The organism is Streptomyces mangrovi, assembly GCF_900114215.1.
Taxonomy (GTDB): Bacteria; Actinomycetota; Actinomycetes; order Streptomycetales; family Streptomycetaceae; genus Streptomyces; species Streptomyces barkulensis.
In genome coordinates, this window is record NZ_FOSG01000002.1 from 297,605 (window position 1) to 323,321 (window position 25,717).

The window sequence follows — 25,717 nt, forward strand, 5'->3', positions numbered from 1 at the left end:
CCGGGCCGGGCTCCTCCGTCCCGGGCAGTGCTCGCCCGCGCGCTCACTCCACGATGTGGCGCCCCTCGGGCCGGGCGCTGCACGCCCCCCTGAACGAGCAGGTGTCGCAGTGCCGTCCGGGAGAGGGAGTGAACCGCTCGTCCAGGACCCGCCCGGCGGCGTCGGCCAGCAGCTCGCCGACCCACTCCCCGTCCCCCTCGTAGGAGGACAGGGCGGGCTGCCGCTGCACGGCCGGGAGTTCGTCGCCGCCCTCCCGCTTGGGAGCGCCGATCCTGAGCTGGACCAGTTCCGCGCCGCCCGGCTCCGGACGCCCGGTGAAGCCCTCGACCCCGTCGAGAGCGCCCTCCCGCACCGCGATCTGGTAGACGGCCAGTTGGGGATGGCGCTCGACCTCGGCCGCGGTCGGCTTGTTCCTGCCGGTCTTGAAGTCGACGACGTACGCCCGGCCGTCGGGCCCGCGCTCGACCCGGTCCATGGAGCCGCGCACGCGGACCCGGTGGCCGCCCGCCTCCAGCGTCACGTCGAAGTCGTGCTCGGTGGCGGCCGTCTCGCGCCCGAGGTCGCGCTCCATCACATGCCAGCGCAGGAAGCGCTCCAGGGCCGCGCGGGCGTTCTCCCTCTCCTGGCGCGACTTCCAGGGTGCGTCGAAGGCGAGCGAGTCCCACACCGAGTCCAGCCGCTCCAGCAGGACGGACAGGTCGGCGGGGGTGCCGCCGGAGGCGACCTCGTCGGCCAGGACGTGCACCACGTTGCCGAAGCCCTGGGCCGCGGTCGCGGGCGGCTCCGCCCTCACCTCGCGCCCCAGGAACCACTGGAGCGAGCAGGTGGTGGCCAGTTGGTGCAGCGCGCTGCCGGAGAGGGCGACCGGCCGGTCCCTGTCCCGCAGCGGCACCTCGCTTCGGGTCGGCTCGTACAGCCCCCACCAGCGGTGCGGATGGGCGGCGGGGACCAGGGGGACGCCGTCGTCGTCGCGCAGCGCGGCCAGCGCGGCCAGCCGTTCGGCGGCGGCCTCGCGCAGCGCGGGGGTGGCGGCGGGGTCGACGGTGGTGGCGCGCAACTCGGCGACCAGCGCGGACACCGACAGCGGGCGGCGCGGGCGGACGGCGGTGTCCTTCGGCTCGACGCCGAGTTCGGTCAGGAAGCGGGAGGGCTGGTCGCCGTCCTCGGCCGCCGCCTTCACCGCGGTGACGACCAGGCGGTCGGCCGCGCGGGTGGCCGCCACGTAGAACAGCCGGCGCTCCTCGGCCAGCATCGCGCCGGGGGTGAGCGGCTCGGCCAGCCCGTCGCGGCCTATCCGGTCGGGCTCCAGCAGGGAGCCGCGCCGCCGCAGGTCGGGCCAGAGCCCCTCCTGCACCCCGGCGACGACCACCAGCCGCCACTGCAGGCCCTTGGCCCGGTGCGCGGTCATCAGCCGCACCGCGTCGGGACGCAGCGCGCGGGGGGCGATGGTGTCGCCGGCGATGTCCTGGGCGTCCAGCTCCTCCAGGAAGTTGAGCGCGCCGCGCCCGCCGGCCCGCTCCTCGGCGCGGGCGGCGGCGGCGAACAGCGCGCAGACGGCGTCCAGGTCCCGGTCGGCGTTGCGGCCGGCGGCTCCGCCGCGCGCGGCCGCGCGCCGCAGCCGGGCGGGCCACCGGCCGTCCCGGTCACCGCCCAGGCCGTCGTTCCACAGCAGCCACAGCGCCTCCTCGGCCGTGGCGCCGCCGGCCAGCGCCTCGCGCGCCCCGCGCAGCAGCAGCCCCAGCTCTCGTGCGCCGCGCGCGTACGACGGGTCGTGCGCGACCAGCCGTTCGGGCTCGGACAGCGCCTCGGCCAGCAGCTCGTCCGAGGGACGGGGTACGGCGCGGCCCGCGGCGCGCTCCTCCTCGCGCAGGGCCCGGCCCAGACGGCGCAGGTCGGCGCCGTCCATGCCGCCCAGCGGGGAGGTCAGCAGGGTGAGCGCGGTCTCCACCCCGATCCAGGGCCCGTCCGCTCCGCCGCCCGCGCCGCCGTCCTCCCCCGCGGGCCGCCCGGTCCCGGCGGCGTCCGCGACGGCGGCCCGCGCCGCCACCCGCAGCGCGGCCAGCAGGGGCACCACCGCCGGTTCCCGGCTCAGCGGCACATCGTCGCCGTCGGTCTCCACCGGGACGCCCGCGGCCGACAGCGCCCGCCGCACCGCGGGGATGGTGCGGTGGCCGGCACGCACCAGCACCGCCATCTCCCGCCACGGCACCCCCTCCTCCAGGCGGGCGCGGCGCAGCAGGTCGGCGATGTTGTCCAGCTCGGCCCCGGGGGTCGGATAGGTGTACACCTCCACCCGGCCGCCCTCCCGGGCCGCCGACAGCCCCCGGTGGGCGCGTACGGCCTCGGCCGGAAGCCGGGTGAGCGGCATGCGGTGGGTGATCCGCCGGGTGGCCTCCAGCACCACCGAGGCCGAGCGGCGGCCGGTGCGCAGCACCGCCACCGGGGCCGGGGCCCCGTCGCGCCGCCGGAAGACGCCGGGGAAGTCGAGGATGCCGTTGACGTCCGAGCCGCGGAAGGCGTAGATCGCCTGGTCGGGGTCGCCGAAGGCGACCAGGGTGCGGCCCTGGCCGGCCAGCGCGCGCAGCAGCCGCACCTGCGCCGGGTCGGTGTCCTGGTACTCGTCGACGTACACCGCGTCGTAGCGCGCGGCGAGATCCGCCCCCACCTCCTCCCGTTCGGCGAGCAGCACCGCGCGGTGGACCAGTTCGGCGTAGTCGAGCACGCCCTGGAGGTCCAGCACATCGAGGTACTCGGCCAGGAAGGCCGCGGCGGCCCGCCAGTCGGGGCGGCCGGCGCGGCGGGCGAAGGCGTCCAGCGCCTCCGGTCCCAGCCCCAGCTCGCGGCTGCGGGCGAGGACGGCCCGCAGTTCGTCGGCGAAACCGCGGGTGGTCAGGCAGGCGCGCAGCTCCTCGGGCCAGCGGGCCCGCTCCCGGCCGGTGTCCTCCAGCTCCGCCTGGCCGGCCAGCAGTTCACGGATGCGCAGGTCCTGCTCGGGGCCGGACAGCAGCCGCAGCGGTTCGGCGAACAGATCGGCGTCCTGGTGGGCGCGGACCAGGGCATAGCAGTAGGAGTGGAAGGTCGTGATCTGCGGGGTCCGCGGCGCCGGTCCGGGCAGGCGGGCCGCCATCCGGTCCCGCAGTTCGACCGCCGCCCTGCGGCCGAAGGTCAGTACGAGGATCCGCTCCGGATCGCCCCCGCGCCGCACGCGCTCGGCGACGGACTCCACCAGGGTGGTGGTCTTGCCGGTGCCGGGCCCGGCCAGGACGAGCAGCGGTCCGCCGCGGTGGTCAACCACCGAGCGCTGGGCTGCGTCCAAGGCAGGGAGGCTCGCCGGACCGGGCGGGGTACGCACCAACCGGTACGTATCGGACTTGGGGGAGGAACTCACGTGGATCGCCGGTCCTGGTCGCTGTGCTGGATGGTGCAGACGGTACGCCAGGGGACAGTCGCGGCGCACGGCGTCGCACCCCCGCCCGCACCCCGTTCGGACGGCTCACCGCGTGCACGGCGACGTGTACGGCGGGGCCATGGCGGAAGCTGGTACGTGTGAGGAGTCCCACAGCCGGGCGGTCAGGAACGCCGGGCGGACCGCTCGCCGGCGCCGTCCCCGTCCCCGCTTCCGCCCGCTTCCCCGTCCCACCGGGCCCGGCGCATGTCGACGCGCACCGCCGCGGCGGCATGGCCGGCCGTGCCGCCCCGGCCCCCGCGCAGCGGGGTGCCCTCCTGGCGGTAGTGGGCCAGCGCCCGGCCCTCGTGGCAGGGCGGCGGCGTCCCGTCGGCCCGCACCACGCGCCACCACGGCACCGTGCCGCCGTAGAGGGACATCACCCGGCCCACCTGCCGCGGGCCTCCCTCCTCCAGCCACTCGGCCACGTCGCCGTACGTCATCACCCGGCCGGGCGGGATGCGCTCCACCACGGCCAGCACCCTCTCCGCGTAGTCCGGCAGCTCGCCGGCGGGCCCGGTCATGGCGGCCATGGTGCCCCATACGGCCGCCGGACCGCACCGGCGGCGGCACGCGGGCCCGCACGACACGCGCAAACACGGCTTTCCGCGGAGAAAAGCGACCTCCCTGACCGGCCCGCCGCCTCCTCGTGCCACCATCGTCCCGGCGGTGACAGGTGATACGAGAGCGAAAAGGGACCGGAGAGCGGTCCGAGGACCAGGGCGGGCCCCCTCCGCGGGAGGAGCCCCGTTCCGCTCACTCCTCCCCGCACACCGGCCCGCACACCGGCGGCCCCGGCCCGAAGCCCGCGCGAGGGGACACCGGCGGAACCGGCAGGGCCGTCGGGGAGACGGGCCAGGAGCACGTCGAGGGCGACGAGCCGATCCTCCCCGCCCGGGTGCACCGCCCCTCCGACCTGATGCGGCTGCTGCTCGGAGTCCTCGGCATCGCCGTCGTCCTGATCGTCGCCGCCTTCGCGCACGGCACCACCGCGGGCCTGGAGCAGGACATCGGCAAGGGGGCGGGCCAGGCCCCTCCCCTGCTGATCAGCTTCGCCGGCTTCGCCTCCAGCGTCGCCGTGCTCATCGTGCCGGTGGCCTTCGCACTGGAGCGGCTGATCAAACGCGACGGGCTGCGGATCGCCGACGGCGTCCTCGCCGCCGTCCTGGCGCACGGGGCGTCGCTCGCCACCGACCTGTGGGTCGCCGAGCAGGCCCCCGGCTCCATCCGGAACGCGCTGACCAGCCCGGCCCCGGAGGGCGGGCTCACCGACCCGGTGCACGGCTATCTGGCCCCCGTCATCGCCTATATGACGGCCGTCGGCATGGCCCGCCGGCCGCGCTGGCGGGTGCTGCTGTGGGCGGTGCTGCTGCTGGACGCCTTCGCGGTGCTGGTCGGCGGATACACCACGCCGTTCTCGATCCTGGTCACCGTGCTGATCGGCTGGACCGTCGCCTACGGCACGCTCTACGCCGTCGGCTCCCCCAACGTCCGCCCCACCGGCCAGAACCTGCTGGCCGGACTGCGGCGGGTGGGCTTCAGGCCGGTGAGGGCGCTGCGGCTGGACCCCGCCGGCCCCGTGGATCCGGAGCGGACCGAGCAGAGCGACCGGGCCCGGCGCTATCTGGTCACCCTGGAGGAGGGCCCGCCGCTCGACGTCACCGTCGTGGACCGCGAGCAGCAGGCGCACGGCTACTTCTACCGCGCCTGGCGCCGCCTCGCGCTGCGCGGCATCACCCAGCGCCGCAGCCTCCAGTCGCTGCGCCAGGCGCTGGAGCAGGAGGCCCTGCTGGCGTACGCGGCCATAGCCGCCGGGGCCAACGCACCGAAGCTGATCGCCACCTCCGAGCTGGGCCCCGACGCCGTCATGCTCGTCTACGAGCACGTCGAGGGACACAGTCTGGGCTCCCTGCCCGACGAGGAGGTCACCGACGAGCTGATGCGCGCGGTCTGGCGGCAGGTGCGCGCGCTTCAGTCGCGGCGGATCGCCCACCGCAGGCTGGAGGACGACGCGCTGATGGTGGCCCCCTCCGGCGAGGTGTTCCTCACCGACCTCAGCGCCGGTGAGATCGCGGCCGGCGATCTGGTGCTGCGGATGGACGTGGCGCAGTTGCTGACCACCTTCGGCCTGCGCGTCGGCGCCGAGCGCTCGGTCGCGGCGGCGGTGGAGGTGCTCGGTCCGGACGCGGTGGCCGACAGCCTTCCGCTGCTCCAGCCGATCGCGCTCAGCCGCGGCACCCGCGCCACCCTGCGCAGACTGGCCAAGGAGCGGGCACAGCGCGAGCGGGAGGCGGCCATCGAGGCGTCCCGCCACAGCCGCGAGACGCGCCACGCCCAGGGGCACGCGCCCGCCGGCGACCGCAAGTCGCTCCGGGCGGAGAAGCACGCCGAGAAGCAGGCCGTCATGGAGGCCCTGGAGGAGGCGCGCGAGGAGGACCTGCTGGCGCAGATCCGCGGGCAGGTGCTGCTGGTCCGGCCGCAGGCCCCGATACAGCCGGCCCGGCTGGAGCGCGTCAGGCCGCGCACCCTGGTCAGCTTCATCGCCGGGGCCTTCGCCGCGTACTTCCTGCTCTCCCAGCTCACCCATGTGAGCTTCCGGCAGGTCGTCGTCGAGGCGAACTGGGGCTGGGTGGCCGCCTCGCTGCTGTTCTCCGCCCTGACGTACTTCGCGGCGGCGATGAGCCTGCTCGGTTTCGTGCCCGAGAAGGTCCCCTTCCTGCGCACGGTGGTCGCCCAGGTGGCGGGCTCCTTCGTCAAGCTGGTGGCGCCGGCGGCGGTCGGCGGCGTCGCGCTCAACACCCGCTTCCTGCAGCGCGCCGGGGTCCGGCCCGGCCACGCGGTCGCCAGCGTCGGCGCCTCCCAGCTGTTCGGCCTGGGCAGCCACGTCCTGCTGCTGCTGGTCTTCGGCTATCTGACGGGCACGGAGCGCACTCCGACCCTCTCCCCGTCCCGCACGGTGATCGCCGGGCTGCTGACGGTGGCGGTGCTGTCCCTGATCGTGACGGCGGTCCCGGCGCTGCGGAAGTTCGTGGTGGAGCGGGTGCGGGCGCTGTTCGCCGGCGTCGTCCCGCGGATGCTGGACGTCGTCCAGCGCCCGCAGAAGCTGCTCAGCGGCATCGGCGGCATGCTGCTGCTGACGGTGTCGTTCGTGCTGTGCCTGGACGCGTCGGTGCGCGCCTTCGGCGGTGAGCTGAGCTACGCGAGCATCGCGGTGGTCTTCCTGGCGGGCAACGCGCTGGGCTCGGCGGCGCCCACCCCGGGCGGTCTGGGCGCGGTGGAGGCGGCTCTGATCGCGGGTCTGATCGCGTTCGGGCTGCCGCAGGAGATCGCCACCCCGGCGGTCCTGCTCTTCCGCCTGATGACCTTCTGGCTGCCGGTCCTGCCCGGCTGGCTCTCCTTCACCCACCTCACGCGCCGGGAGTCCCTCTGACCGCCTGAGCCGGCGCGGGCGCACCGCCTCCCGTCTCCCGCCGGCCTCGCGGCTGCGAGGTCCGGAGCCCGGTCCGCCTTGCATGTGCGAGCCGATACGCCATAACGTCGTGCGCATGCGTTCCTACTCCATGGGCCGGGCGGCCCGGCTGCTCGGTGTCAGCCCCGACACGGTGCGCCGCTGGGCGGACGCCGGACGGCTGCCCACCAGCCGGGACGAGGGCGGCAGGCGGCTGGTGGCGGGCGAGGACCTGGCCGCCTTCGCCGTCGCCCTCGCGTCGGAGGGGCCCGGTGGCTCCGGGGGCTCCGGGGGCTCCGAGCGGGACGACGACGGGCCGCACACCAGCGTCCGCAACTCCTTCCCCGGAATCGTCACCGCCGTCCGCCTCGGCGACGTCGCGGCCCAGGTGGAGATCCAGGCGGGTCCCCACCGGCTGGTCTCCCTGCTGACCCGGGAGGCCGTGGAGGAACTGGGGCTGGCGGTCGGCATGGAGGCCGTGGCCCGGGTGAAGTCCACCAACGTGCACATCGACCGGGCGTGAGGCGGACCGGCATGCCCGACACGACCGGTACGCGCGCCCCCCGCGCGCCCCGGCGGCCCTCCCGCCGCCCGCGCGTGGTCGGCGGGGCGGCCGCCCTGCTGCCGGCCGCCCTGCTGGTGCTGGCCGCGCTGACGGCGGCCTGCGGGGGCGGGGCTCTCGGCCGCACCGGCGAGGGCGGCCGGACGGCCACCGTGACGGTCCTGGCCGCCTCCTCCCTCACCGAGGTCCTCACCGAGGCGGGCGCCGCCTACGAGGAGAAGCACCCCGGCGTACGGCTGCGCCTGTCCTTCGCCGGCTCCCAGGAGCTGGCCGCGCAGATCCGCCAGGGCGCGCCCGCCGATCTGGTCGTCACCGCCGACACCGCGACGATGGGGTCCCTGCGGGACTTCACCGGCCCGTCCACCGTGATCGCCCGCAACCGGCTGGTCATCGCCACCGCCCCCGGCAACCCCCTGGGCATCGGCGCCCCGGGCGACCTCGCCCGCGAGGGGGTGAAGACCGTGCTCGCCGCCCCCGAGGTACCCGCCGGGCGGTACGGGCAGCGGCTGCTGGAGCGGCACGGCGTCACCGTCCACCCGGTCTCCCGGGAGCCGAGCGTGCGGGCCGTGCTGAGCAAGGTGGAGCTGGGCGAGGCGGACGCCGGGCTGGTGTACGCCACCGACGCCGCCGCCTCCGCCGGCCGCGTCGAGGCCGTGCCCGTCCCCGGCGGCGGAGGCGGCGTGCGCTACCCCGCCGCGCCGCTGAAGGACGCCGCCCACCCCGGGCAGGCCTCGAACGTCATCGCCTGGCTGGGCTCCGGACCGGCCCGCGGCCTGCTGCGGGAGGCCGGTTTCCTGCTGCCGTGAACCACCGCACCGAACCCCGCGCCCGGCCGTCACGCGTACGCGGCCGCACACCCGCCGCGCGCACCCGCACACCCGCCGCGCTCGGCGGGCCTGCCGCGCTGGCGGCGGCCTTCCTGGCCGTACCCCTGGCCGGAGTGGTGGCCCACACGCCCTGGCGGGACCTGACCGGGCAGCTCACCTCACCCGGCGTGCTCCGGGCACTGGGGCTGTCCCTGCTGGTCTCCGTCCTCGCCCTGCTGCTCTCCCTCGTCCTGGGGGTGCCGCTGGCATGGCTGCTGGCCCGCGCCGACTTCCCGGGCAAGGCCCTGGTGCGCTCCCTGGTACTGCTGCCGATGGTGCTGCCGCCGACCGTGGCGGGCGTCGCCCTGCTGCGCGGCTTCGGCCGCGGCGGTCTGCTGGGCGGACCGCTGGAGGCGGTGGGGGTGACGCTGCCGTTCTCCACCGCGGGCGCGGTGGTCGCCGCGGCCTTCGTGGCGATGCCGTTCCTGGTCATCGGGCTGGAGGGAGCGCTGGCCGGGATCGACCCGCGCTACGAGGAGGCCGCCGCCACCATGGGCGCGACCCTTCCCCAGACCCTGCGGTACGTCACCCTGCCGATGGTGACGCCCTCCCTGGCGGCGGGCGCCGCGCTGTGCTGGGCGCGGGCGCTGGGCGAGTTCGGCGCGACGATCACCTTCGCGGGCAATCTGCCGGGGGTCACCCAGACCCTGCCGCTCCAGGTCTATCTGCTCCTCCAGCAGGACCCGGCCGCCGCGACCTCGGTCTCGCTGCTGCTGCTCGCCGTGGCGGCGGCCGTCCTGGTCGCGCTGCGCGGACGCTGGCTGGGCCACTCGCGCTGACGCGCGGAAGCGGCCCCGGGGACGGTGTCGTCCCCGGGGCCGCTCCGGTGCTCGCCTTCGCGCCCGCTCGCGGACGCGGATCGGGCGCGGATCAGCAGACCGTCAGTAGACCGGCTTCTCCGGCTCGATCTGGGTGACCCAGCCGACGACGCCGCCGCCGACGTGGACGGCGTCGGAGAAGCCCGCGTTCTTCAGGACCGCGAGGACTTCCGCACTGCGGACACCCGTCTTGCAGTGCAGGACGATCCGCTTGTCCTGCGACAGCTCGCCCAGCGCGTTGCCCATCAGGAACTCGTTCTTCGGGATCAGACGCGCGCCCGGGATGGAGACGATCTCGTACTCGTTGGGCTCGCGGACATCGATGATGTCGATGTTCTCGCCCTCGTCGATCCACTCCTTGAGCTGCTGCGGGGTGATGGTCGAGCCCATCGCGGCCTGCTGGGCCTCGTCGGAGACCACACCGCAGAACGCCTCGTAGTCGATCAGCTCGGTGACCGTCGGGTTCTTGCCGCACACCGCGCACTCGGGGTCCTTGCGGACCTTGACCTGGCGGTAGGTCATCTCCAGGGCGTCGTAGATCATCAGACGGCCGAGCAGCGGCTCGCCGATGCCCGCCAGGAGCTTGATCGCCTCGGTGGTCTGGACCGAGCCGACGGACGCGCACAGCACGCCCAGCACACCGCCCTCGGCGCAGCTGGGGACCATGCCCGGCGGCGGGGGCTCGGGGTACAGGCAGCGGTAGCACGGCCCGTGCTCGGCCCAGAAGACCGACGCCTGGCCGTCGAAGCGGTAGATCGAGCCCCACACGTACGGCTTCTTCAGCAGCACGCAGGCGTCGTTGACCAGGTAGCGGGTGGCGAAGTTGTCGGTGCCGTCCACGATCAGGTCGTAGTCGGCGAAGATCTCCATCACATTGGAGGAGTCCAGCCGCTCGGTGTGGAGGTTGACCTTCACGTACGGGTTGATCCCGAGCACCGTGTCCCGCGCGGACTCGGCCTTGGGACGGCCGATGTCCGCCTGGCTGTGGATGACCTGACGCTGGAGGTTGGACTCGTCGACCTCGTCGAACTCGATGATGCCGAGCGTGCCCACGCCCGCGGCGGCCAGGTACATCAGGGTGGGCGAGCCGAGGCCGCCCGCGCCCACGCAGAGCACCTTGGCGTTCTTCAGACGCTTCTGCCCGTCCATCCCGACATCCGGGATGATCAGGTGGCGGGAGTATCTGCGGACCTCGTCGACGGTGAGCTCGGAGGCCGGTTCGACCAGGGGTGGCAGCGACACGGAGACCTCAACAGGGTTGGTCGGTGGACGGTTGTTCCTTCCGTAACACTGCCACGCCCGATCTCATTCCGAGACACCCGGTCCGAGGCGCGAGACGATTTCGTCCCAGTAACCGGGCATGGCCTCCCAGGGGTCCACGGCCTCGCCCCGGCGCCCGCGGCGGGTGCGGTCGGTGAACCAGACGGTGCCCGCCCCCTGCCAGCGCGCGATGCGCACCGCCTCCTCCAGATGGGTGCGTGGCACCCCGTGCACCAGGTGGCAGAAGCGTTCCGGCGAGTGGTCCGCCGTCCACTCGGCCACCTGCGACCAGCGGTAGTCCGCCCACGGCCCGGAGAACGTCACGAGCTGGTCGCCCGCCTCCGCGTAGCCGGGGAAGGGGTGGGTGCCGTGCCCGAGGACGATGTGGGCGTCCCCGCCCAGGGCGCGCAGCGCGGCCGTCACCCGGCTCACCTCCGGCAGGGCGGCGCGGTCGCCCGGACAGCGGTCCAGGTAGAAGCCGTCCACCCCGTACCAGTCGAGGAAACGGTGCGCGTCGTGGACCAGCGGGCCGAAGTCGCGGGTGCCGTGCCGCAGGTCCAGATGGCCCAGCACCCGCACCCCGGCCTCGCGCAGCCCGGCGACGGCCGCCGCGCAGTACGGGTCGGAGCGCTCCCCCGGCCCGCGCGCCACGTTGAGCACCGCCCAGTGCACCGGTGCGCCCGGTCTGGTCAGCTCGGCCCACTCCACGGGCGCCACCATCGGGTGCGCGTAGCCGGGCACCCCGACGCCGAGGCGGCCGGGCACTCCGGCGGCCGGTCTGCGCCGGCCGGAACTGGTCAGATACGGCATGCCGCCTCCATCCAGATGTCCGCGAGCGACTCCTCCAGTCCGATCCGGGGCCGCCACCCGAGCCGGTCGCGCGCGCTGCGCACGTCCGCCTGCTGCCAGGGGCCGCAGCCGTCGGGGTACGGGGGCGCCTGCGGGCCGCCGCCGGCCGGGTGCTGCTCGTCCATCTCGTGCACCGCTCCGGTGTGGCCGGCCACCCGGCTCAGCACGGAGACCACCTCGCGCAGCCGCACCGCACGGCCGGAGCCGATGTTGACCACGCCCTGGGCGGCCGACAGGGCGGCGGCGTGCACCGCCCTGGCCACGTCCCGCACGTCCACGAAGTCGCGCTGGACGGACAGCCCGGCCAGTCTGAGCTCGCCCTCGCCCTGCTGCATCACCCGGCGCATCGCCTCGGCCAGCCGCCCCAGCGGCGAACCGGTGGGGGTACCGGGGCCGACCGGGGAGAAGACGCGCAGCACGATGGCGTCCAGCCCGGAGCCCAGCACCAGCTCGCTGGCGGCGAGCTTGCTGACGCCGTACGGGCTGCCGGGCCGCGGCACCGCGTCCTCCCCGGTGGAGGAACCGGCCGGAGAGGGCCCGTACTCGGCGGCACAGCCCAGATGGACCAGCCGGGCCCCGCAGCCGCTGCGGCGCAGCGACTCGCAGACGGTGGCGGTGGCCACGGTGTTGTGCCGGATCAGGTCCCGCGCGCCGCCGCGGGTGGCGCCGGCGCAGTTGACGACGACGCCGGGGTGGACGGCGTCCAGGAAGCGGGTGAGCGCTCCGGGGCTGCCGGTGGACAGGTCGAAGCGGACGTCGGCGTCGTCGCCCCGGCCCAGCGCGGTGAGCTGGACGGCGGGGTCGGCGAGCAGGCGCTCGGCCACATGGCGGCCGAGGTATCCGTTCGCACCGATCAACAGCACTCTCATCGGACGTCCTCCCGCGCTGCTGCGGTGACGCCGGTGGCGCGCGAAACGGTCATCGGGTGTGCTCCTTGGTCGATGGTGCGCGGCGCGCGAGGGTTGTGTGCGCCGGCGGAGACGGTCGAGGGGCGGGAGGGGCCGGACGCCGGGTCACGTCTCCTCCCGGTGGTGGGCGGACGCGCCGGTGAGGCGGGAGGCGGCGAACACCGACAGGACCAGGGCCGCGCCGGCGCAGGCCGCGGCGGGTACGGCCGCCGGCCCCCAGGCGGTGGCCAGCGCCTCCACGGGGCGGCCCGGGAGCGCCAGGCGCAGATACCCGGAGGCCGCCGCCGCGGCGAGCGCGGCGGCCTCCAGCGCACAGGCGGCGACGACGCCTCCCGCGGCGGCGGCCGGGAAGCCGTGGGCGGACAGCAGCAGGGCGACGAACAGCAGGGTGCCCAGCGCGGCCGCCTCGGCGATCCGCGCACCCTCCGGTCCGGTCGCGACGGCGGTCACGGCGCTGATCACACCGCCGGACGGGCCCCCGGACGGACTGCCGAAGGGGCCGCCGTCCGCCACCGCGTGCGCGACGGCCAGCACCGCGAGCAGGGCGACCACGAACAGTGCGACGGCCGCGGCGAGCAGCGGACGCGTCCGGGCCGCGAACTCCTCCAGGCCGCGGCTGGCGCCCAGCCGCCGCCTCGCCCGCGCGGCGAACCAGCGCGCGCACCACACGGCGGGCGCGACGGCCAGCGCCAGGCCCAGCGGCACGCACCACTCGCCCGGGAAGGCGTCCGCGAAGACGTCGGCCGCGGGCGGGTGTCCGTCCAGCGCCCAGGTCAGGGGGAGACCGCCGGCCAGCGCGTGTCCGGCCAGCAGGCAGCCGCTCAGCACGGTGGTCCGGTTCAGGGCCGTACCGCGCAGGCACAGCCGCACGGACAGCAGGACGAGCAGGACTCCGGCCGCGCCGGCGGCGGTACGGGCGGGCGCCGGGAGGCCCGCGGAGAGGGCGTACGCCCCCGGTGCCGCCGCGCACAGCCCGCCGGGCAGCAGGGGGAGCAGCGCGGCTCCCGCCGAGCGCGCCCGTCCGGCTCCCCGGCCGTGCCGGGGGGTCCGGGCGGCGGGCGCCCCGCACCCGGGGCCTCCGGCGCCGGGTCCGTCCGCCCCGTGAGCCGCGTCCGTTTCACGGGCTCCGCCGTCTTCGCGGACTCCGCCGGGCTCGTCGGCGCGGAGGGCGCGGGCGTACAGCTCCTCGGAGAGCGAGAACACGTCCCGGTGCCGGTAGCGCGCCGCGGTGCGGTCGGTGATCCCGTGCGCCTCCAGAGCCGCGGCGATCTCCAGCGGGTCCACGGCCCGTGCGCACAGCTCCCGGTGGCGGTGCAGCAGCGAGCGCACGGGGTCGGCGGGCCGGTGCGGGTACGGATACGGCGGGGCGCTCACCGGCCTCCCCTCCCCTGCCCGGCGGGCACGTCCGCCGCGGCCGTACGGGCCCAGCTCGGGGCGCGGACCGGGCGTCCGCCGAGGCGGGCGGCCGCCGCCGGGGAGGCGGGCGCGGCGGGCGCGGTCCAGTGGCCGGGGAGGCCGGCCTCGGGCGGCCGGGCGAACGGCAGCGCGGCGACGGCCGGTCCGGCGGGCAGCGGGCGCTGTGAGAGCAGTTCCAGATAGACGCCGCGGAACGCCGCTACGTTCTGCTCGGCGGTGAACAGCTCCTGTGCCCGGGCCCGTGCCGCGGCGCCCAGCCGGGCGCGGCGGGCCGGGTCGCGCAGCAGGGCCGTGCAGGCGTCCGCCAGGGCGCGGGGGTTGCGCGGCGGCACCACCAGCCCCGTGCCGCCGATGGCCTCGCACACCGCGCCGACGTCCGTGGAGACCGTGGCCCGGCCGGCGAACATCGCCTCGACCAGGGAGACCGGGAAGCCCTCCACCACGCTGGAGAGCACCGCGACGTCGGCGGCGGCGTAGGCGTCGGCGAGGCGGGGCAGCGCGGGGTCGCCGATCCGCGCGAAGCAGACCGGGTTCTCCCCGACGCTGAGGGGGCCGGCGGCCTCGTCGGGGAAGAGTTGCGCGGCCAGCGCCCGGCAGTGCGCCAGGTACCGGGCCGGCTCCGGATCCCCTTCCGGGGCCGGGCCGCCGGACCGCTCCGCGATCAGCAGCCGGGTGCCGGGCACGGCCCTGCGGACCTCGGCGAAGGCGTGCAGCAGGCCGACCAGGTCCCTGTCGGGACCGGTCCGTCCGACCCATACCAGCACCGGGTCCGGCCGCCTCCGCCCCGCGTCCTCCTCGATCCCGGTCAGCTCCGACGCGTCCATGCCCGGGTAGACCGTGCGCAGCCTCCCGCGGTCCGCCCCGCACCTCTCCTGCCAGCGCCGGGCGTGGGTGTTGCCGCAGGTGACGATCTCGGCGCGGCGGTACGCCTCGCGCGCCAGGTTCCCGTGGAGGGAGGCGAGCAGGGCGCGCACCGGTGCGCTCACGGCGTCCGGCGCGACGGCGTGCGCGGCGCTGGCGAGGTAGTGCTCGCGCAGCCGCACACCGTACTCGGTCACCAGCAGGGGGGTGCCGAAGAGACGCCGGGCCAGCAGACCGGGGAGTGCGGCGGGGCCGGCGCCCACCGCGTGGCAGACGTCCGCGGCCGCGAGCCCGGAAGTCTCCCCGGCCCCGTACCAGTCCAGCGACAGGGGCCGCAGCGCCCTCTCCACCTGCTCGGCGACCGTGAGCAGGTCGACCGGTGTCGCGGAGCGCGCGGCCCGCGGTGCGCCGGGGGTGCGGCAGGCCCCTTCCAGCAGCCGGACCGCCTGCTCGGAGCGGAGTGCCGCGGCGAGCCCGCCGTGCTCCCGGGCCAGGTCGGCCAGCCCGTGGAGGCCGTCGGCGAAACGGTCCGCCTCGGCGGCGGCCCCTCCGCCCCCGCCCGCCGTGTCCCGCGCTCCCGCGCCGCCCGCCCCGGCGCAGACCGCGCGGGCCAGGTCCGCGAAGTGCTCGCCGAAGCGGCGCCCGAGGCGCCGCCCGTATCCGCTCCCCCGTCCCCCGTCCCCGGGGACGGGGCCCCACAGCGGGGCGGTGCGCACCCTTCGGACGTTGTCCGGCAGCGCGGGCCAGGCGCCCTCCCCGTGCCGCTCGTCGCTGCCGAGCGCGTGGACCTCGAAGTCGTGGCCGTCCAGGCCGCGCACCAGCCGGTCGCACCACGCGTACGAGTCACCGCGCGGATGGGGATAACCACCCTCCGTGAGCAGTGCGATGCGCACCTGTCCACCCCCGTTCCTCCTCCAGGCCACCGGCCGTCGCCGTGGCGTCGCGGGAAGACGTTATGCGCGAGGTGGGGCGGTGCGGCGGACGGTTGTCCGTCACACCACCGGAAGGGGTGAACTACCGTGACTTTCGGCGCGATTGAACGTTCGGTCGCCTACCGCGGACCGAGGGGGCCGTCAGGCGTCGGGGAAAGGCCAGGCGTTGGGCCGGCAGGTCGCCCCGCCCACCGTCAGGTACTTCGTCTGCTGCATCATCACCGGCGCCAGGGCGCCTTCCCTCGGGCAGTTCACATGGCCCTTGCCGAGCCGGTGGCCCACCTCGTGGTTGATGAGCATCTCCCGGTACTCCCGGATCCGGTCCGGGCCGAAGGTCTCCGCGCCGCGCGCCCACCGGTAGGCGTTGATCATGATGCGCTCGGTCGAGGCCGAGTCGCACGAGACGTTGTCGACCGTGGTGTCCAGGCCCGATCTGGCGCACCACTGCGCGGTGGTGGAGGGGGAGGCGAGCGTGATCACGAAGACCGGGTCGCCGCCTCCGGGCTTCCCGGCCCCTCCGGACCTCTCGGACTTCCCCGAGACCCGCTCGAAGGTGCGGGCGCCCCCGTGGCTCCAGCTCCGCTCGTCGTTGAGGGTGCGGTGGACGGCCTCGGCGAACAGCTCCCCGTCCAGCGGCAGCCCGTCCTCGACGTCGACCCGGTAGCGGACGACCTCCCCCTTGCCGGGCGCCTCGTCCCGTCCGGCGACGGCGGCGAGCCGGCCCGAGCCCTCGAAGTCCGGGGCCAGGTCGAACAGTCGCCCCATCCGCTCGCCGTAGGAGGCCTGCTTCCCGGACGGGGCCTTCCCCTCGTCCGTTCCGCCCGAGGGGGTGGGGCGCATCTCGAACCGGGAGGCGTCCGGATCTCCCTCGCGCCGGGCCTCGCCGCCGGCCCGCAACTGCCGGTCCATGCCGCTTCGGTCGTCGGCGACCTGTCCGGCCACCACGACGGCCAGCACGGTGGTCACGGCCGCGGCCGCGACGCCGGTGAAGGCCCGGCCGCGCCCGCCGCGCCCGCCGTGTGCGGCACGCCCGCCCCGACCGCCACCGTCACCGCCGTCACCGTCCGGCTCGTCCGGCTCGTCCGTATCCGTATCCGTATCCGTACGGAGGACGCTTCCCGGCCGTTCGGCCTCCGCGGCGGGCTCCGGCCCGGACCCGTCCGCGCGTGGTACGCCCGGCGAGCCGTAGACGCCCTCTTCGAACGCCTCGACGTACTCGCGCCGCGGCATCCGCCCCGTCCCGTACACCGTCTCCCGCGGCGGTCCGGCGGGCCCGTGCCCGGGGCCCGGGGCGGGTGGCCGCCGCGGCGGCGCCCCCCGGCCACCGCCCGGCTCGCGCTGCTCGGGGTGGCCGCCGCGGACCGGGGGCATGCCGTGCGGGCCGGCGGGGCGTCCTTCGGACGGCGGGTGCGGCGGGGCCGGTGCCGGACGGGGAAGCGGGGTCTCCTCCGGGGCCGCCGGCCGGGCCGCGGGCCGCTGTCCGGTGGCCATGACCGTCGGCTTTCCGCTGCCCGGCCGGCCCCGGCGACTGTGACGTCCCACGACTCGTCAACCCCTGCCCGTATCGGTTTCTCCCAGCAGTTCCCTGAAGGCGCCCCCCACCGCCTCCGGGTATTCCATCATCGCGACGTGCCCGGCGTCGGGAAGCACCAGCAGCCGCGATTCGCGGAACGCGGCGGCGGCCCTGCGCGCCATGCGGAAGGAGACCAGCAGATCCCGCCCGCCGTACACCAGCAGCGTCGGCGCCAGCACCCGCTCGGCCTGGCGCCACAGCGCGTGCTGGCCGCCGAGGGTGTAGGCGTTCACCAGACCGCGCGCGGACCGGGAGAGCGAGTCCCAGAAGTACGGCAGCGCCAGGCGGCGCTCGTACTCCGCCACGGCCGCCTCGAACTCCTCCCGCGACACCGCCGCCGGATCTCCGTAGCACAGCGCCAGGAGTTCCCGGGTGCGCCGCTCGACCGTCCAGTGGCGGGTCATCCGCCCGAAGAGTCCGGTGGCCCCGGGAACCGCCAGCAGGGCGGTGGGCACCGCGGTGCGCTGCGGACGCAGCTCGGGCAGGGCGGGCGAGACGAGGGTGAGGGTGCGCACCAGGTCCGGCCGGACCGCCGCGACCCGGGTGGCGGCCGCGCCGCCCAGGGAGTTGCCGAACAGGTGCACCGGCCCTCGCCCGGAGGCGTCGAGGTAGCGGATGACGGCGCGCGCGTGCCCGGAGACCGAGTAGTCGCCGTCGTCGGGCGGCGGCGAGTGGCCGAAGCCCGGCAGGTCGACCGCCTCGCCGTCGACCTCGTCGGCCAGTTCCCGCATCAGCGCGGACCAGTTGAGGGAGGACCCGCCCAGACCGTGGACGTACAGCGCGGCGGGCAGTCCCGCGCGCCGGCCCGGCCGCCCGCGTACCGACAGGGTCAGACCGGGCAGTGACACGGATCTGTGCGTCTCGCCCTCCCCGGCGCGCGACCGGCCCGAAGGGGGGACCTCGAACGGGGCCGCCGCCCGCGGCTGCTCGGTCGATGACATGAGGCAATGTTACGAGACGATCACTGCCGCTCTCACGTGTTCGGAGTCACACCTTCCCGGTCTGCCGGAATTCTCCTCCGCTGGGCTCGTGTGGAACCCCTTCGGGCTGGAAAGAGGATCGTCATGTCTGTTGACCCCACCGATCCCGACACCTTCGACCGGTTCGACGACGAGGACGAGAGGCCCGCGGCCGACCGGTTCGGAGTCGAGGCTCCCGAGGCGGACGCGGCCGAACAGCACGCGGAGGTCCTGCCCCGCGAGGACGCCCGGCTGCCGGCCGCCGGCTCGCCGGAGGTGAACCCCGCGGACGCCGCCGAGCAGGCACGCGTCGTCGAACTGGACGAGGACGATTACCGCTAAACCGCGACATCGTGCGTTCGGGACACGGAATTCTGTGCCCGCCGGACGCACAGAAGGTTTACCCAAAAGTACGATGGCGGACGCAGCGCACCCCGCGCGCGGAAGTACCGACGACCTCTCTCCGGATTCCCCGGGCCCCCGGACCCCCGGGGCTCGGTCCGGGCCCTGCCCGGGAGGCGTTCCAGGGAGACCCCAGGAGGCGAGCGTGACAGCCATCGAGCAGACCGAGGCACGCCCGCGTGGCACACGGCTGCCACGCCGGGCCCGACGCAACCAGTTGCTCGGTGCGGCGCAGGAGGTGTTCGTCGCCCAGGGCTACCACGCCGCGGCCATGGACGACATCGCCGAGCGCGCGGGCGTCAGCAAGCCGGTGCTCTACCAGCACTTCCCCGGCAAGCTCGACCTGTACCTGGCCCTGCTCGACCAGCACTGCGAGGCGCTGGTCCAGTCGGTGCGCGCGGCCCTGGCCTCGACCTCGGACAACAAGCACCGGGTCGCGGCGACGATGGACGCCTACTTCGCGTACGTGGAGGACGAGGGCGGGGCCTTCCGTCTCGTCTTCGAGTCCGACCTGACCAACGAGCCCGCGGTGCGCGACCGGGTGGACAAGGTGAGCCTGGACTGCGCCGAGGCGGTCAGCGAGGTGATCTCCGAGGACACCGATCTGCCGCCGGACCAGGCGATGCTGCTGGCCGTCGGGCTGTGCGGCATGGCGCAGATCACCGCCCGGTACTGGCTCAGCGCCGGACAGAAGGTCCCGCGCGACACCGCCACCAGGCTCATCTCCTCGCTGTCCTGGCGGGGTATCGCGGGCTTCCCGATGCACGGCTGATCCACGGCCGCCCACGGCGCGCGGCCGCCCGGTGTTCGCTGTCGGCGTGCGTTCGCGAGCGGCCCACCGCCCCCGCGAGGACTAGTGTTGCTGGCATGACGGCGCGGCCTGCCCGCGCACCCCGCCCCGGCTCAGCCAGGGAGAATCACCAACCGTTCGGAAGGGACATAGCCGTGGAGGTCAAGATCGGCGTGCAGCACGCGCCCCGCGAGATCGTTCTGGAGAGCGGGCAGACGGCCGAGGAGATCGAGCGCACCGTCGCCGAGGCGCTGACCGGCAAGTCGCAGCTGCTCAGCCTGGTGGACGAGCACGGTCGCCGGGTGGTCGTCCCGGCCGACCGGCTGGCCTACGTGGACATCGGCGAGCCCAGCGGCCGCAAGGTGGGCTTCGGGGCTCTGTAGAGAGCGCGGGTCCCGCGGGGTTTCGGCAGGGCCTTGCGAGGCCTGCCGAAACCCCGCGGGACCGCGGAATCCGGGGAGGAGACCGGCCGTGAGGCCGGTGACAGCGGCTTGCGGAGAGCCGGGCGGGAATCCCGCCCGGCCCTTTCGGTGCTTTCCGTTTCGTCCTCGGCGCACCCTGGGTAGGACCGAGTAACCCGATGCGCACCCCACCGGCCCGCAGGAGGACCCAATGCTCTGGGAAGTGCTCGGCTCGGCGCTCGTCGGTCTCGCCGTCGCCCTCGTCGCAGGCCGCCGTTTCGCGGACCGGTTCCGCGACCGGTCCCTGGTTCTGGTCACCGGGCCCGCGGCCGCCTTCTGCGGCGGCGTGATCACGCGTGTGGTGCTGGGCCCCGGGTACGCGCTTCCCACCCTCGTGGTCGCCGCCCTGGTCGCGGCGGCTCTGCTGTCCCTGCTGGTCCGACCCCGCCGCGGCGGTCCGGCGGCCGGCCGGCCCCACGTGGGCGCGGCCTGAGGCGGTGCGGCCCGGGCGGGCCCCGCCGCGCCGGGCGGCGGGGCGCACTCGTCAGGCCGCCAGCCCCAGCGCGGCCATGCGCTTGGTGTGGGCCTCGGTGATCCGTGAGAACATCCGGCCCACCTCGGCCAGGTCGAATCCCGCGGTGACCCCGCCGACCAGCATCATCGACAGCGCGTCGCGCTCGGCGACCACCCGCTGGGCCTGCGACAGCGCCTCGCCCATCAGGCGGCGGGCCCACAGGGCGAGCCGGCCGCCGACCCGGGGATCGGCCTCGATGGCCCCGCGCACCTTCTCCACCGCGAAGCCCGAGTGCCCGGTGTCGTCCAGCACACCCAGCACCAGGGCCCGGGTGTCGGAGTCGAGGTGGGCGGCGACCTCCCGGTAGAAGTCGGAGGCGATCGAGTCGCCGACGTACGCCTTGATCAGGCCCTCCAGCCAGTCCGACGGCGCGGTCTGGCGGTGGAACTCGTCCAGCGCGGCGGCGAACGGCTCCATCGCCGCCGCGGGGTCCTCGCCGATCTCCGCGAGCCGGCCGCGCAACCGCTCGAAGTGCTGGAACTCCGCCGAAGCCATGGAGGCCAGCTCCGCCTTGTCCACAAGGGTCGGGGCCAGTTTGGCGTCCTCCGCGAGCCGTTCGAACGCGGCCAGCTCCCCGTAGGCCAGTGCGCCCAGCAGGTCCACGACCGCCGCCCGGTACTGGGGGTCGGCCGAGGCCGCGGCCCAGTCCTGGACGGCGGTCCCCTCGGTGTCCTCGGTTCCTGTGGCCCTCTCGGCGTTCCCGGTTCCCCCGGGGCTCCCGGTTCCCTCGGGGCCGGCGGGGGATGTGTCAGACGTCTCCATGCCGGGCACAATAGCCCGCCGCCAGGCCGTCCGACCTGCCCGGGAGGCATCCGGCGCGGTCCGGCGCCGCCTTGGCGGCGGCCCGTTCCCGGAGATCGGCCGGGCGCGGATGCGGGATCAGGGGGTACAGTGATATTGGGCCCGCTTCCTGACAGCGGGTTCTGCGCATACTGTGTTATCCGGGCTCCGGGGACGTCCTCCGGGCCCGCAACGGATGCCCGGTCGGTGGCCCGATCGGCTCCGACACGACCGCCCTCCACGTGGGCCGTATGCGGAGCGACGGCTGTGGACACACGCAGCCGGGCGTTCCGCGCGGGCCGCGGTGAGGGGCCCGCTCGCGCGGTACGAGCGCTTGAGCGAGAGCCCGTGGTCCCGCGCCGCGAGGCCGCCCGACAGGCAGCCGGCGTCCGGTGCGGTACGACCCACCCCGCTCCCCCGGGGTGCGCCCTCGCTCCCCCGTCCCGCGTCTCACGGAAGAGGCAAGCATCCTGACCACCACATTCCGAGAGCTCGGGATCCTTCCCGAGACCGCCGAGGCCCTGGAAGCCGTCGGCATCATGTCCCCGTTCCCCATCCAGGAGATGACCCTCCCGGTCGCACTGTCCGGCTCGGACGTCATCGGCCAGGCCAAGACCGGCACCGGCAAGACCCTCGGCTTCGGTCTGCCGCTCCTGGAGTCCGTCGTCGTCCCCGCCGACGTCGACGCCGGCCGGGCCGCACAGGACCAGCTGACCGACGCCCCGCAGGCGCTCGTGGTCGTCCCCACCCGCGAGCTGTGCCAGCAGGTCACCAACGACCTCCTGACCGCGGGCAAGGTCCGCAACGTCCGGGTGCTGGCGATCTACGGCGGCCGCGCCTACGAGCCCCAGGTCGAGGCGCTGAAGAAGGGCGTCGACGTGGTCGTCGGCACCCCGGGCCGTCTCCTCGACCTGGCCGGCCAGCGCAAGCTGAGCCTGGCGCACATCCGCACGCTGGTGCTGGACGAGGCCGACGAAATGCTCGACCTCGGCTTCCTGCCGGACGTCGAGAAGATCATCCAGCAGCTGCCCGTCAAGCGGCAGACGATGCTGTTCTCCGCGACCATGCCGGGGCAGGTCATCTCCCTGGCCCGGCGCTACATGTCGCAGCCCACCCACATCCGCGCCACCGCGCCGGACGACGAGGGCGCGACGGTGGCCAACACCGCGCAGTACGTCTTCCGGGCGCACTCGCTGGACAAGGTGGAGATGGTCTCCCGGATCCTGCAGGCCGACGGCCGCGGACTGGCGATGATCTTCTGCCGCACCAAGCGGACGGCGGCCGATGTGGCCGACCAGCTCTCCCGCCGCGGTTTCGCCGCGGGCGCGGTGCACGGCGACCTCGGCCAGGGGGCGCGCGAGCAGGCGCTGCGCGCCTTCCGCAACGGCAAGATCGACGTGCTCGTCTGCACCGACGTCGCCGCCCGCGGCATCGACGTCGAGGGTGTCACGCACGTGGTCAACTACCAGACGCCGGAGGACGAGAAGACCTATCTGCACCGCATCGGCCGCACCGGCCGCGCGGGCAACACGGGTACGGCCGTCACCCTCGTCGACTGGGACGACATCCCGCGCTGGCAGCTGATCAACAAGGCGCTGAACCTGGACTTCAACGATCCGCCGGAGACGTACTCCACCTCCTCGCACCTGTACGAGGCGCTGGGCATCCCCGAGGGCACCAAGGGGATACTGCCGCGCGCCGAGCGCACCCGTGCCGGGCTCGCGGCCGAGGAGGTCGAGGACCTGGGCGAGACCGGGGGACGCGGCAGGGGCCGCGGCCGCGGGGCCTCGGCCACCGCCACCGCCACCGACACCGCCACCGCCACCGCCACCGAGGAGCGCGCGCCGCGCACCCGTACCCCGCGCCGGCGCCGCCGCACCCGCGGCGGCCAGACCGTGGAGCACCCCGGTGCCGGCACCGCCCCGGAGCCGGCGGGTCCGGCCGGTGGGGCGGAGGACTCCGGGACGTCGGCCGACGCCTCCGGTGAGGCGCGCAGGCCGCGCCGCCGCCGTACCCGCGCCGGAGCCGGCACCGCCTCCCAGACGGGCCGGGCCGAGCACTCCGCGCACGCCGAGGCCCCGGCCGCGCAGGCCGGCGAGGGCGCGTCCGCGGACGGGCCGGGAGACGCCTCGGGCGAGGCACGCAGGCCGCGCCGCCGCCGTCGCACCCGCGGCGGAGTCGGCACCCGCCCGGCGGCCACGGAGACCGCCCCGGAGAGCTGACGGCACGCGGCCGACGCACACCGCCGCCGCACACCCGTGATCACGAAGACGCCCGCCCCCGGCCGCACCCGCGGCCGGGGGCGGGCGCCGTCATGGGGGCGGGCGTACTCATGGGCGCGGGCGTACTCATGGGCGCGGGCGGAGGGCCGCTAGCCTCGCCCTCATGAGCAAGCCGCCGACCCTGACCCTGCCGCCCGGCGCCCGGGCGTACCGCCTTCGGACCGCGCGCGGCGGCTTCGCCGTGCACGACGCGGGTGAGCCGCGCGCCGGTACGGCCCTGCTGGTGCCCGGGTTCACCGGCAGCAAGGAGGACTTCATCGCCCTGCTCGCCCCGCTGGCCCGCGCGGGCTTCCGCGTGGTGGCCGTGGACGGCCGCGGGCAGTACGAGACCGAGGGGCCGCGCGAGCTCGACGCGTACGCCCAGGACGAGCTGGCCCTGGACGTACTGGCCCAGGCGGAGGCGCTCGGCGGGGGCGGCGGGGGCGTCCATCTGCTGGGACACTCCCTGGGCGGGCTGATCGCCCGCGCCGCCGTGCTGCGGGACGCGGCCCCCTTCCGCTCACTGACGATCATGAGTTCCGGGCCCGCCGCCATCACGCGTCTCCAGCAGGAGCGCACCAGGATGCTGATCGAGGCGCTGGCGGTGCTGGACATGGAGTCGGTGTGGCGGGCCATGCGCGACCTGGACCCGCCGGAGGCCGCGGACGAGTCCACCGGCACGGCCGTGGCCGAGTTCCTGCACCGCCGCTGGCTGGCCACCGTCCCCGAACAGCTCGTCGCCACCGGCCGCCAGCTGCTGACCGAGCCGGACCGGGTCGGGGAGCTGGCGGCCGTGCCACTGCCCAAGCACGTGCTGTCGGGCGAGGTGGACTACGCCTGGCCGGTTCCGCTGATGGACGAGATGGCGCGGCGGCTGGACGCCCGGCGCACGGTGGTGGCGGGCGCCGAGCACTCGCCGGGGGCCGAGCGTCCGGGGGAGACGGCCGAGGCGCTGGCCGCCTTCTGGCACGACTGCGGGGACGGTGCGGGGGACGGGGCCGGGACCGGTTCCGTCTAGCCGCCGCCCTGGATGAACCGCGTGACACCGTTGGCGATCTGCTGGACCGCGATCGCCGACAGCAGCATGCCCGACAGCCGGGTCACCAGGACCACGCCGCCGTCCTTGATGACGCGGATGATCAGCAGCGAGTACCGCATCACCAGCCACAGCACGATGTGCAGCGCGGCGATGGCCGTCCACACCGCGGCGTGGTCGGCCGGCCCGTCCGCCCGCTGCACGGCCAGGATGACGGAGACGATCGCGCCGGGCCCGGCCAGCAGGGGCATGCCCAGCGGCACCAGCGCGGCGTTGACGTCCTTGGTCTGCGTGGGCTCCTCCGCCCTGCCGGTGAGCAGGTCCAGGGCGACCAGCAGCAGCAGGAGACCGCCCGCGACCATCAGCGCGGGGATCGACACGTGCAGGTAGTCCAGGATCTGCTGCCCCAGCAGGCCGAAGACGGCGATCACCCCGAAGGCGACGGCGGTGGCCTGCAGCGCCATCCTGCGCTGGACCTTGACCGGGCGTCCGGAGGAGAGGGCGAGGAAGATCGGGATGATGCCGGGCGGGTCCATGATCACGAAAAGTGTGACAAAGACGGATCCGAAGAGGGCGACGTCGAACACGGTGCTGCCTTGCGTGATGTGCGCGGTGCGCGCGGTGGGGATCTGAGGGCGGTTCAGGCGGAGACGGGCGCCGCGCCTGATCCGCGGGCGGCGATCTCGGCGTAGACGTCGGGGGCGGTGGTGTACTCCCCGAGCCGGCAGGTCTTGCGGCTGCCGTGGTAGTCGCTGGACCCGGTGGCCAGCAGGCCGAGGTCGCGGGCCATGCCGCGCAGCCGCTCGCGGGCCGCGGCGTCGTGGTCCATGTGGTCCGCCTCGATGCCGTCGAGTCCGGCGGCGGCCAGTTCCGCGACGGCGCTCTCCGGCACGCACTGCCCGCGTTTGACGGCCAGGGGGTGCGCGAAGACCGCGACTCCTCCGGCGCCCTTGATCAGCCGGATCGCCTCGAAGGGGTCCAGTTCGTGCTTGCCGACGTAGGCGCGGCCGTCGTCGGCGATCCACTCGGCCGTGAAGGCGTCGGAGACGGTCTCGACGACGCCCAGCTCCACCATCGCGCTCGCGATGTGCGGGCGGCCCACCGAGCCGTCCCCGGCGATCTCGGCGACCCGCTCCCAGGTGATCGGCACGCCCAGCTCGCGGAGTGCGGCCACCATGCCCTTCGCCCTCGGCACCCGGTCGTCGCGGACGAGTTCGCGCTCGCGGGCCAGCTCGGGCTCGGCCGGGTCGAACAGGTAGGCCAGCATGTGCAGGCTCACACCGTCCAGGCGGCAGGAGAGCTCCGCGCCGGGGACGAGGGTGAGGCCCGCGGGGAGGGCGGCGATCGCCTCGCCGTACCCGGCGACCGTGTCGTGATCGGTCAGCGCCACCACGTCCAGTCCGGCGGCCGCGGCGTTCCGCACCAGCTCGGCGGGGGTGTCGGTGCCGTCCGAAGCGGTGGAGTGGGTGTGCAGGTCTATGCGCACGGTACGTAGCTCCCACGGCGGACGGCTGAGGCGGACACTCCAGAGTAGAACAGACGCGTGCCCGGTCCGTCCCGCGCCCGGCCGGCCGCC

Annotated in this window: 22 protein-coding genes; 10 read left to right on the forward strand and 12 right to left on the reverse strand. The window is 75.3% G+C overall.

Going from position 1 to position 25,717, the window contains the following annotated elements; all coding sequences use genetic code 11:
* Positions 1–43: 43 nt before the first annotated feature.
* Both BM237_RS04060 and BM237_RS04065 read right to left on the reverse strand, forming a co-directional pair.
* Positions 44–3,316 (reverse strand): ATP-dependent helicase, encoded by a 3,273-nt coding sequence (locus BM237_RS04060; RefSeq protein ID WP_245793388.1) that lies wholly within the window; start codon positions 3,314–3,316, stop codon positions 44–46.
* A gap of 254 nt (positions 3,317–3,570) precedes the next feature.
* Positions 3,571–3,969, reverse strand: coding sequence for an MGMT family protein (locus BM237_RS04065; RefSeq protein ID WP_425443641.1), 399 nt, complete (start codon positions 3,967–3,969; stop codon positions 3,571–3,573).
* A 395-nt stretch (positions 3,970–4,364) separates the two neighbouring features.
* On the opposite strand from BM237_RS04065, the gene BM237_RS04070 reads away from it, so the two are divergent.
* The 4 genes from BM237_RS04070 (at position 4,365) to BM237_RS04085 (ending at position 9,100) form a co-directional block, all read left to right on the forward strand.
* Positions 4,365–6,875 (forward strand): lysylphosphatidylglycerol synthase transmembrane domain-containing protein, encoded by a 2,511-nt coding sequence (locus BM237_RS04070; RefSeq protein WP_093848122.1) that lies wholly within the window; start codon positions 4,365–4,367, stop codon positions 6,873–6,875.
* Positions 6,876–6,990: 115 nt separating this feature from the next.
* A complete protein-coding gene (locus BM237_RS04075; RefSeq protein ID WP_093847859.1) occupies positions 6,991–7,416 on the forward strand; it encodes a TOBE domain-containing protein in 426 nt (141 codons plus the stop codon).
* 11 nt (positions 7,417–7,427) lie between these two features.
* Entirely contained in the window at positions 7,428–8,261 is an 834-nt protein-coding gene (modA, locus tag BM237_RS04080; RefSeq protein ID WP_093847861.1) for a molybdate ABC transporter substrate-binding protein, read from the forward strand.
* Positions 8,258–9,100 (forward strand): ABC transporter permease, encoded by an 843-nt coding sequence (locus BM237_RS04085; protein ID WP_093847863.1) that lies wholly within the window; start codon positions 8,258–8,260, stop codon positions 9,098–9,100. The genes modA and BM237_RS04085 overlap by 4 nt, the downstream gene beginning before the upstream one ends.
* 102 nt (positions 9,101–9,202) lie before the next feature.
* On the opposite strand, the gene moeZ is transcribed toward BM237_RS04085, so the two are convergent.
* From moeZ to BM237_RS04120, 7 genes are all read right to left on the reverse strand, one after another.
* Entirely contained in the window at positions 9,203–10,381 is a 1,179-nt protein-coding gene (gene moeZ / locus BM237_RS04090) for an adenylyltransferase/sulfurtransferase MoeZ (protein WP_093847865.1), read from the reverse strand.
* A 63-nt stretch (positions 10,382–10,444) separates the two neighbouring features.
* The gene (locus BM237_RS04095; RefSeq protein WP_093847867.1) at positions 10,445–11,209 is read right to left on the reverse strand and encodes a spherulation-specific family 4 protein; all 765 of its coding nucleotides are present in this window, start codon (positions 11,207–11,209) and stop codon (positions 10,445–10,447) included.
* Positions 11,197–12,117 (reverse strand): NAD-dependent epimerase/dehydratase family protein, encoded by a 921-nt coding sequence (locus tag BM237_RS04100; RefSeq protein WP_093847869.1) that lies wholly within the window; start codon positions 12,115–12,117, stop codon positions 11,197–11,199. The genes BM237_RS04095 and BM237_RS04100 overlap by 13 nt, the downstream gene beginning before the upstream one ends.
* Before the next feature lie 144 nt (positions 12,118–12,261).
* A complete protein-coding gene (locus BM237_RS04105) occupies positions 12,262–13,530 on the reverse strand; it encodes a hypothetical protein (RefSeq protein WP_093847871.1) in 1,269 nt (422 codons plus the stop codon).
* Positions 13,527–15,326, reverse strand: a complete 1,800-nt coding sequence (locus tag BM237_RS04110; RefSeq protein ID WP_093847872.1) for a DUF3492 domain-containing protein — start codon at positions 15,324–15,326, stop codon at positions 13,527–13,529. Before BM237_RS04110 ends, BM237_RS04105 begins: the two co-directional genes overlap by 4 nt.
* A gap of 180 nt (positions 15,327–15,506) precedes the next feature.
* Positions 15,507–16,595 carry a DUF3152 domain-containing protein gene (locus tag BM237_RS04115; RefSeq protein WP_245793389.1) on the reverse strand — a complete coding sequence of 363 codons (1,089 nt, stop codon included), beginning with the start codon at positions 16,593–16,595 and terminating at the stop codon, positions 15,507–15,509.
* 318 nt (positions 16,596–16,913) lie between these two features.
* Complete coding sequence (locus BM237_RS04120; RefSeq protein ID WP_093847877.1) at positions 16,914–17,879, reverse strand: alpha/beta fold hydrolase; 966 nt, start codon at positions 17,877–17,879, stop codon at positions 16,914–16,916.
* Positions 17,880–18,002: 123 nt separating this feature from the next.
* Between BM237_RS04120 and BM237_RS04125 the strand changes: the two genes are divergently transcribed.
* The 4 genes from BM237_RS04125 to BM237_RS04140 all read left to right on the forward strand — a co-directional run bounded on the left by BM237_RS04125 (position 18,003) and on the right by BM237_RS04140 (position 19,983).
* Positions 18,003–18,239: an Rv3202a family protein gene (locus BM237_RS04125; protein ID WP_093847879.1), complete on the forward strand. Its 237-nt coding sequence runs from the start codon at positions 18,003–18,005 to the stop codon at positions 18,237–18,239.
* A 205-nt stretch (positions 18,240–18,444) separates the two neighbouring features.
* On the forward strand, positions 18,445–19,071 hold the full coding sequence (locus BM237_RS04130; RefSeq protein ID WP_093847881.1) for a TetR/AcrR family transcriptional regulator: 627 nt from the start codon (positions 18,445–18,447) through the stop codon (positions 19,069–19,071).
* Between the two features lie 173 nt (positions 19,072–19,244).
* Positions 19,245–19,472 (forward strand): DUF3107 domain-containing protein, encoded by a 228-nt coding sequence (locus BM237_RS04135; RefSeq protein ID WP_093661275.1) that lies wholly within the window; start codon positions 19,245–19,247, stop codon positions 19,470–19,472.
* A 229-nt stretch (positions 19,473–19,701) separates the two neighbouring features.
* Positions 19,702–19,983: a hypothetical protein gene (locus BM237_RS04140; RefSeq protein WP_093847883.1), complete on the forward strand. Its 282-nt coding sequence runs from the start codon at positions 19,702–19,704 to the stop codon at positions 19,981–19,983.
* A gap of 51 nt (positions 19,984–20,034) precedes the next feature.
* Here the strand turns inward: BM237_RS04140 and BM237_RS04145 are convergent, their stop codons facing one another.
* Positions 20,035–20,826, reverse strand: a complete 792-nt coding sequence (locus tag BM237_RS04145) for a ferritin-like fold-containing protein (RefSeq protein ID WP_093847885.1) — start codon at positions 20,824–20,826, stop codon at positions 20,035–20,037.
* A gap of 557 nt (positions 20,827–21,383) precedes the next feature.
* Here BM237_RS04145 and BM237_RS04150 point away from each other — a divergent pair.
* Positions 21,384–23,066: a DEAD/DEAH box helicase gene (locus BM237_RS04150; RefSeq protein ID WP_245793390.1), complete on the forward strand. Its 1,683-nt coding sequence runs from the start codon at positions 21,384–21,386 to the stop codon at positions 23,064–23,066.
* 163 nt (positions 23,067–23,229) lie between these two features.
* Positions 23,230–24,123: an alpha/beta fold hydrolase gene (locus BM237_RS04155; protein WP_093847889.1), complete on the forward strand. Its 894-nt coding sequence runs from the start codon at positions 23,230–23,232 to the stop codon at positions 24,121–24,123.
* Here BM237_RS04155 and BM237_RS04160 read toward each other — a convergent pair.
* Both BM237_RS04160 and BM237_RS04165 read right to left on the reverse strand, forming a co-directional pair.
* Positions 24,120–24,728 carry a MarC family protein gene (locus BM237_RS04160; RefSeq protein WP_093847891.1) on the reverse strand — a complete coding sequence of 203 codons (609 nt, stop codon included), beginning with the start codon at positions 24,726–24,728 and terminating at the stop codon, positions 24,120–24,122. The two genes, BM237_RS04155 and BM237_RS04160, sit on opposite strands and share 4 nt — an antisense overlap.
* A gap of 53 nt (positions 24,729–24,781) precedes the next feature.
* On the reverse strand, positions 24,782–25,627 hold the full coding sequence (locus BM237_RS04165; RefSeq protein WP_093847893.1) for a PHP domain-containing protein: 846 nt from the start codon (positions 25,625–25,627) through the stop codon (positions 24,782–24,784).
* Positions 25,628–25,717 lie beyond the last annotated feature (90 nt).

Coding starts and splice junctions, on each gene's coding strand:
- BM237_RS04125 (WP_093847879.1), top strand. CDS start 18,003: ATGTCTGTTGACCCCACCGATCCCGACACCTTCGACCGGTTCGACGAC.
- BM237_RS04120 (WP_093847877.1), bottom strand. CDS start 17,879: ATGTCATCGACCGAGCAGCCGCGGGCGGCGGCCCCGTTCGAGGTCCCC.
- BM237_RS04075 (WP_093847859.1), top strand. CDS start 6,991: ATGCGTTCCTACTCCATGGGCCGGGCGGCCCGGCTGCTCGGTGTCAGC.
- BM237_RS04070 (WP_093848122.1), top strand. CDS start 4,365: ATGCGGCTGCTGCTCGGAGTCCTCGGCATCGCCGTCGTCCTGATCGTC.
- BM237_RS04140 (WP_093847883.1), top strand. CDS start 19,702: ATGCTCTGGGAAGTGCTCGGCTCGGCGCTCGTCGGTCTCGCCGTCGCC.
- BM237_RS04115 (WP_245793389.1), bottom strand. CDS start 16,595: ATGCCGCGGCGCGAGTACGTCGAGGCGTTCGAAGAGGGCGTCTACGGC.
- BM237_RS04065 (WP_425443641.1), bottom strand. CDS start 3,969: ATGACCGGGCCCGCCGGCGAGCTGCCGGACTACGCGGAGAGGGTGCTG.
- BM237_RS04145 (WP_093847885.1), bottom strand. CDS start 20,826: ATGGAGACGTCTGACACATCCCCCGCCGGCCCCGAGGGAACCGGGAGC.
- BM237_RS04155 (WP_093847889.1), top strand. CDS start 23,230: ATGAGCAAGCCGCCGACCCTGACCCTGCCGCCCGGCGCCCGGGCGTAC.
- BM237_RS04095 (WP_093847867.1), bottom strand. CDS start 11,209: ATGCCGTATCTGACCAGTTCCGGCCGGCGCAGACCGGCCGCCGGAGTG.
- BM237_RS04150 (WP_245793390.1), top strand. CDS start 21,384: ATGTCCCCGTTCCCCATCCAGGAGATGACCCTCCCGGTCGCACTGTCC.
- BM237_RS04100 (WP_093847869.1), bottom strand. CDS start 12,117: ATGAGAGTGCTGTTGATCGGTGCGAACGGATACCTCGGCCGCCATGTG.
- modA (WP_093847861.1), top strand. CDS start 7,428: ATGCCCGACACGACCGGTACGCGCGCCCCCCGCGCGCCCCGGCGGCCC.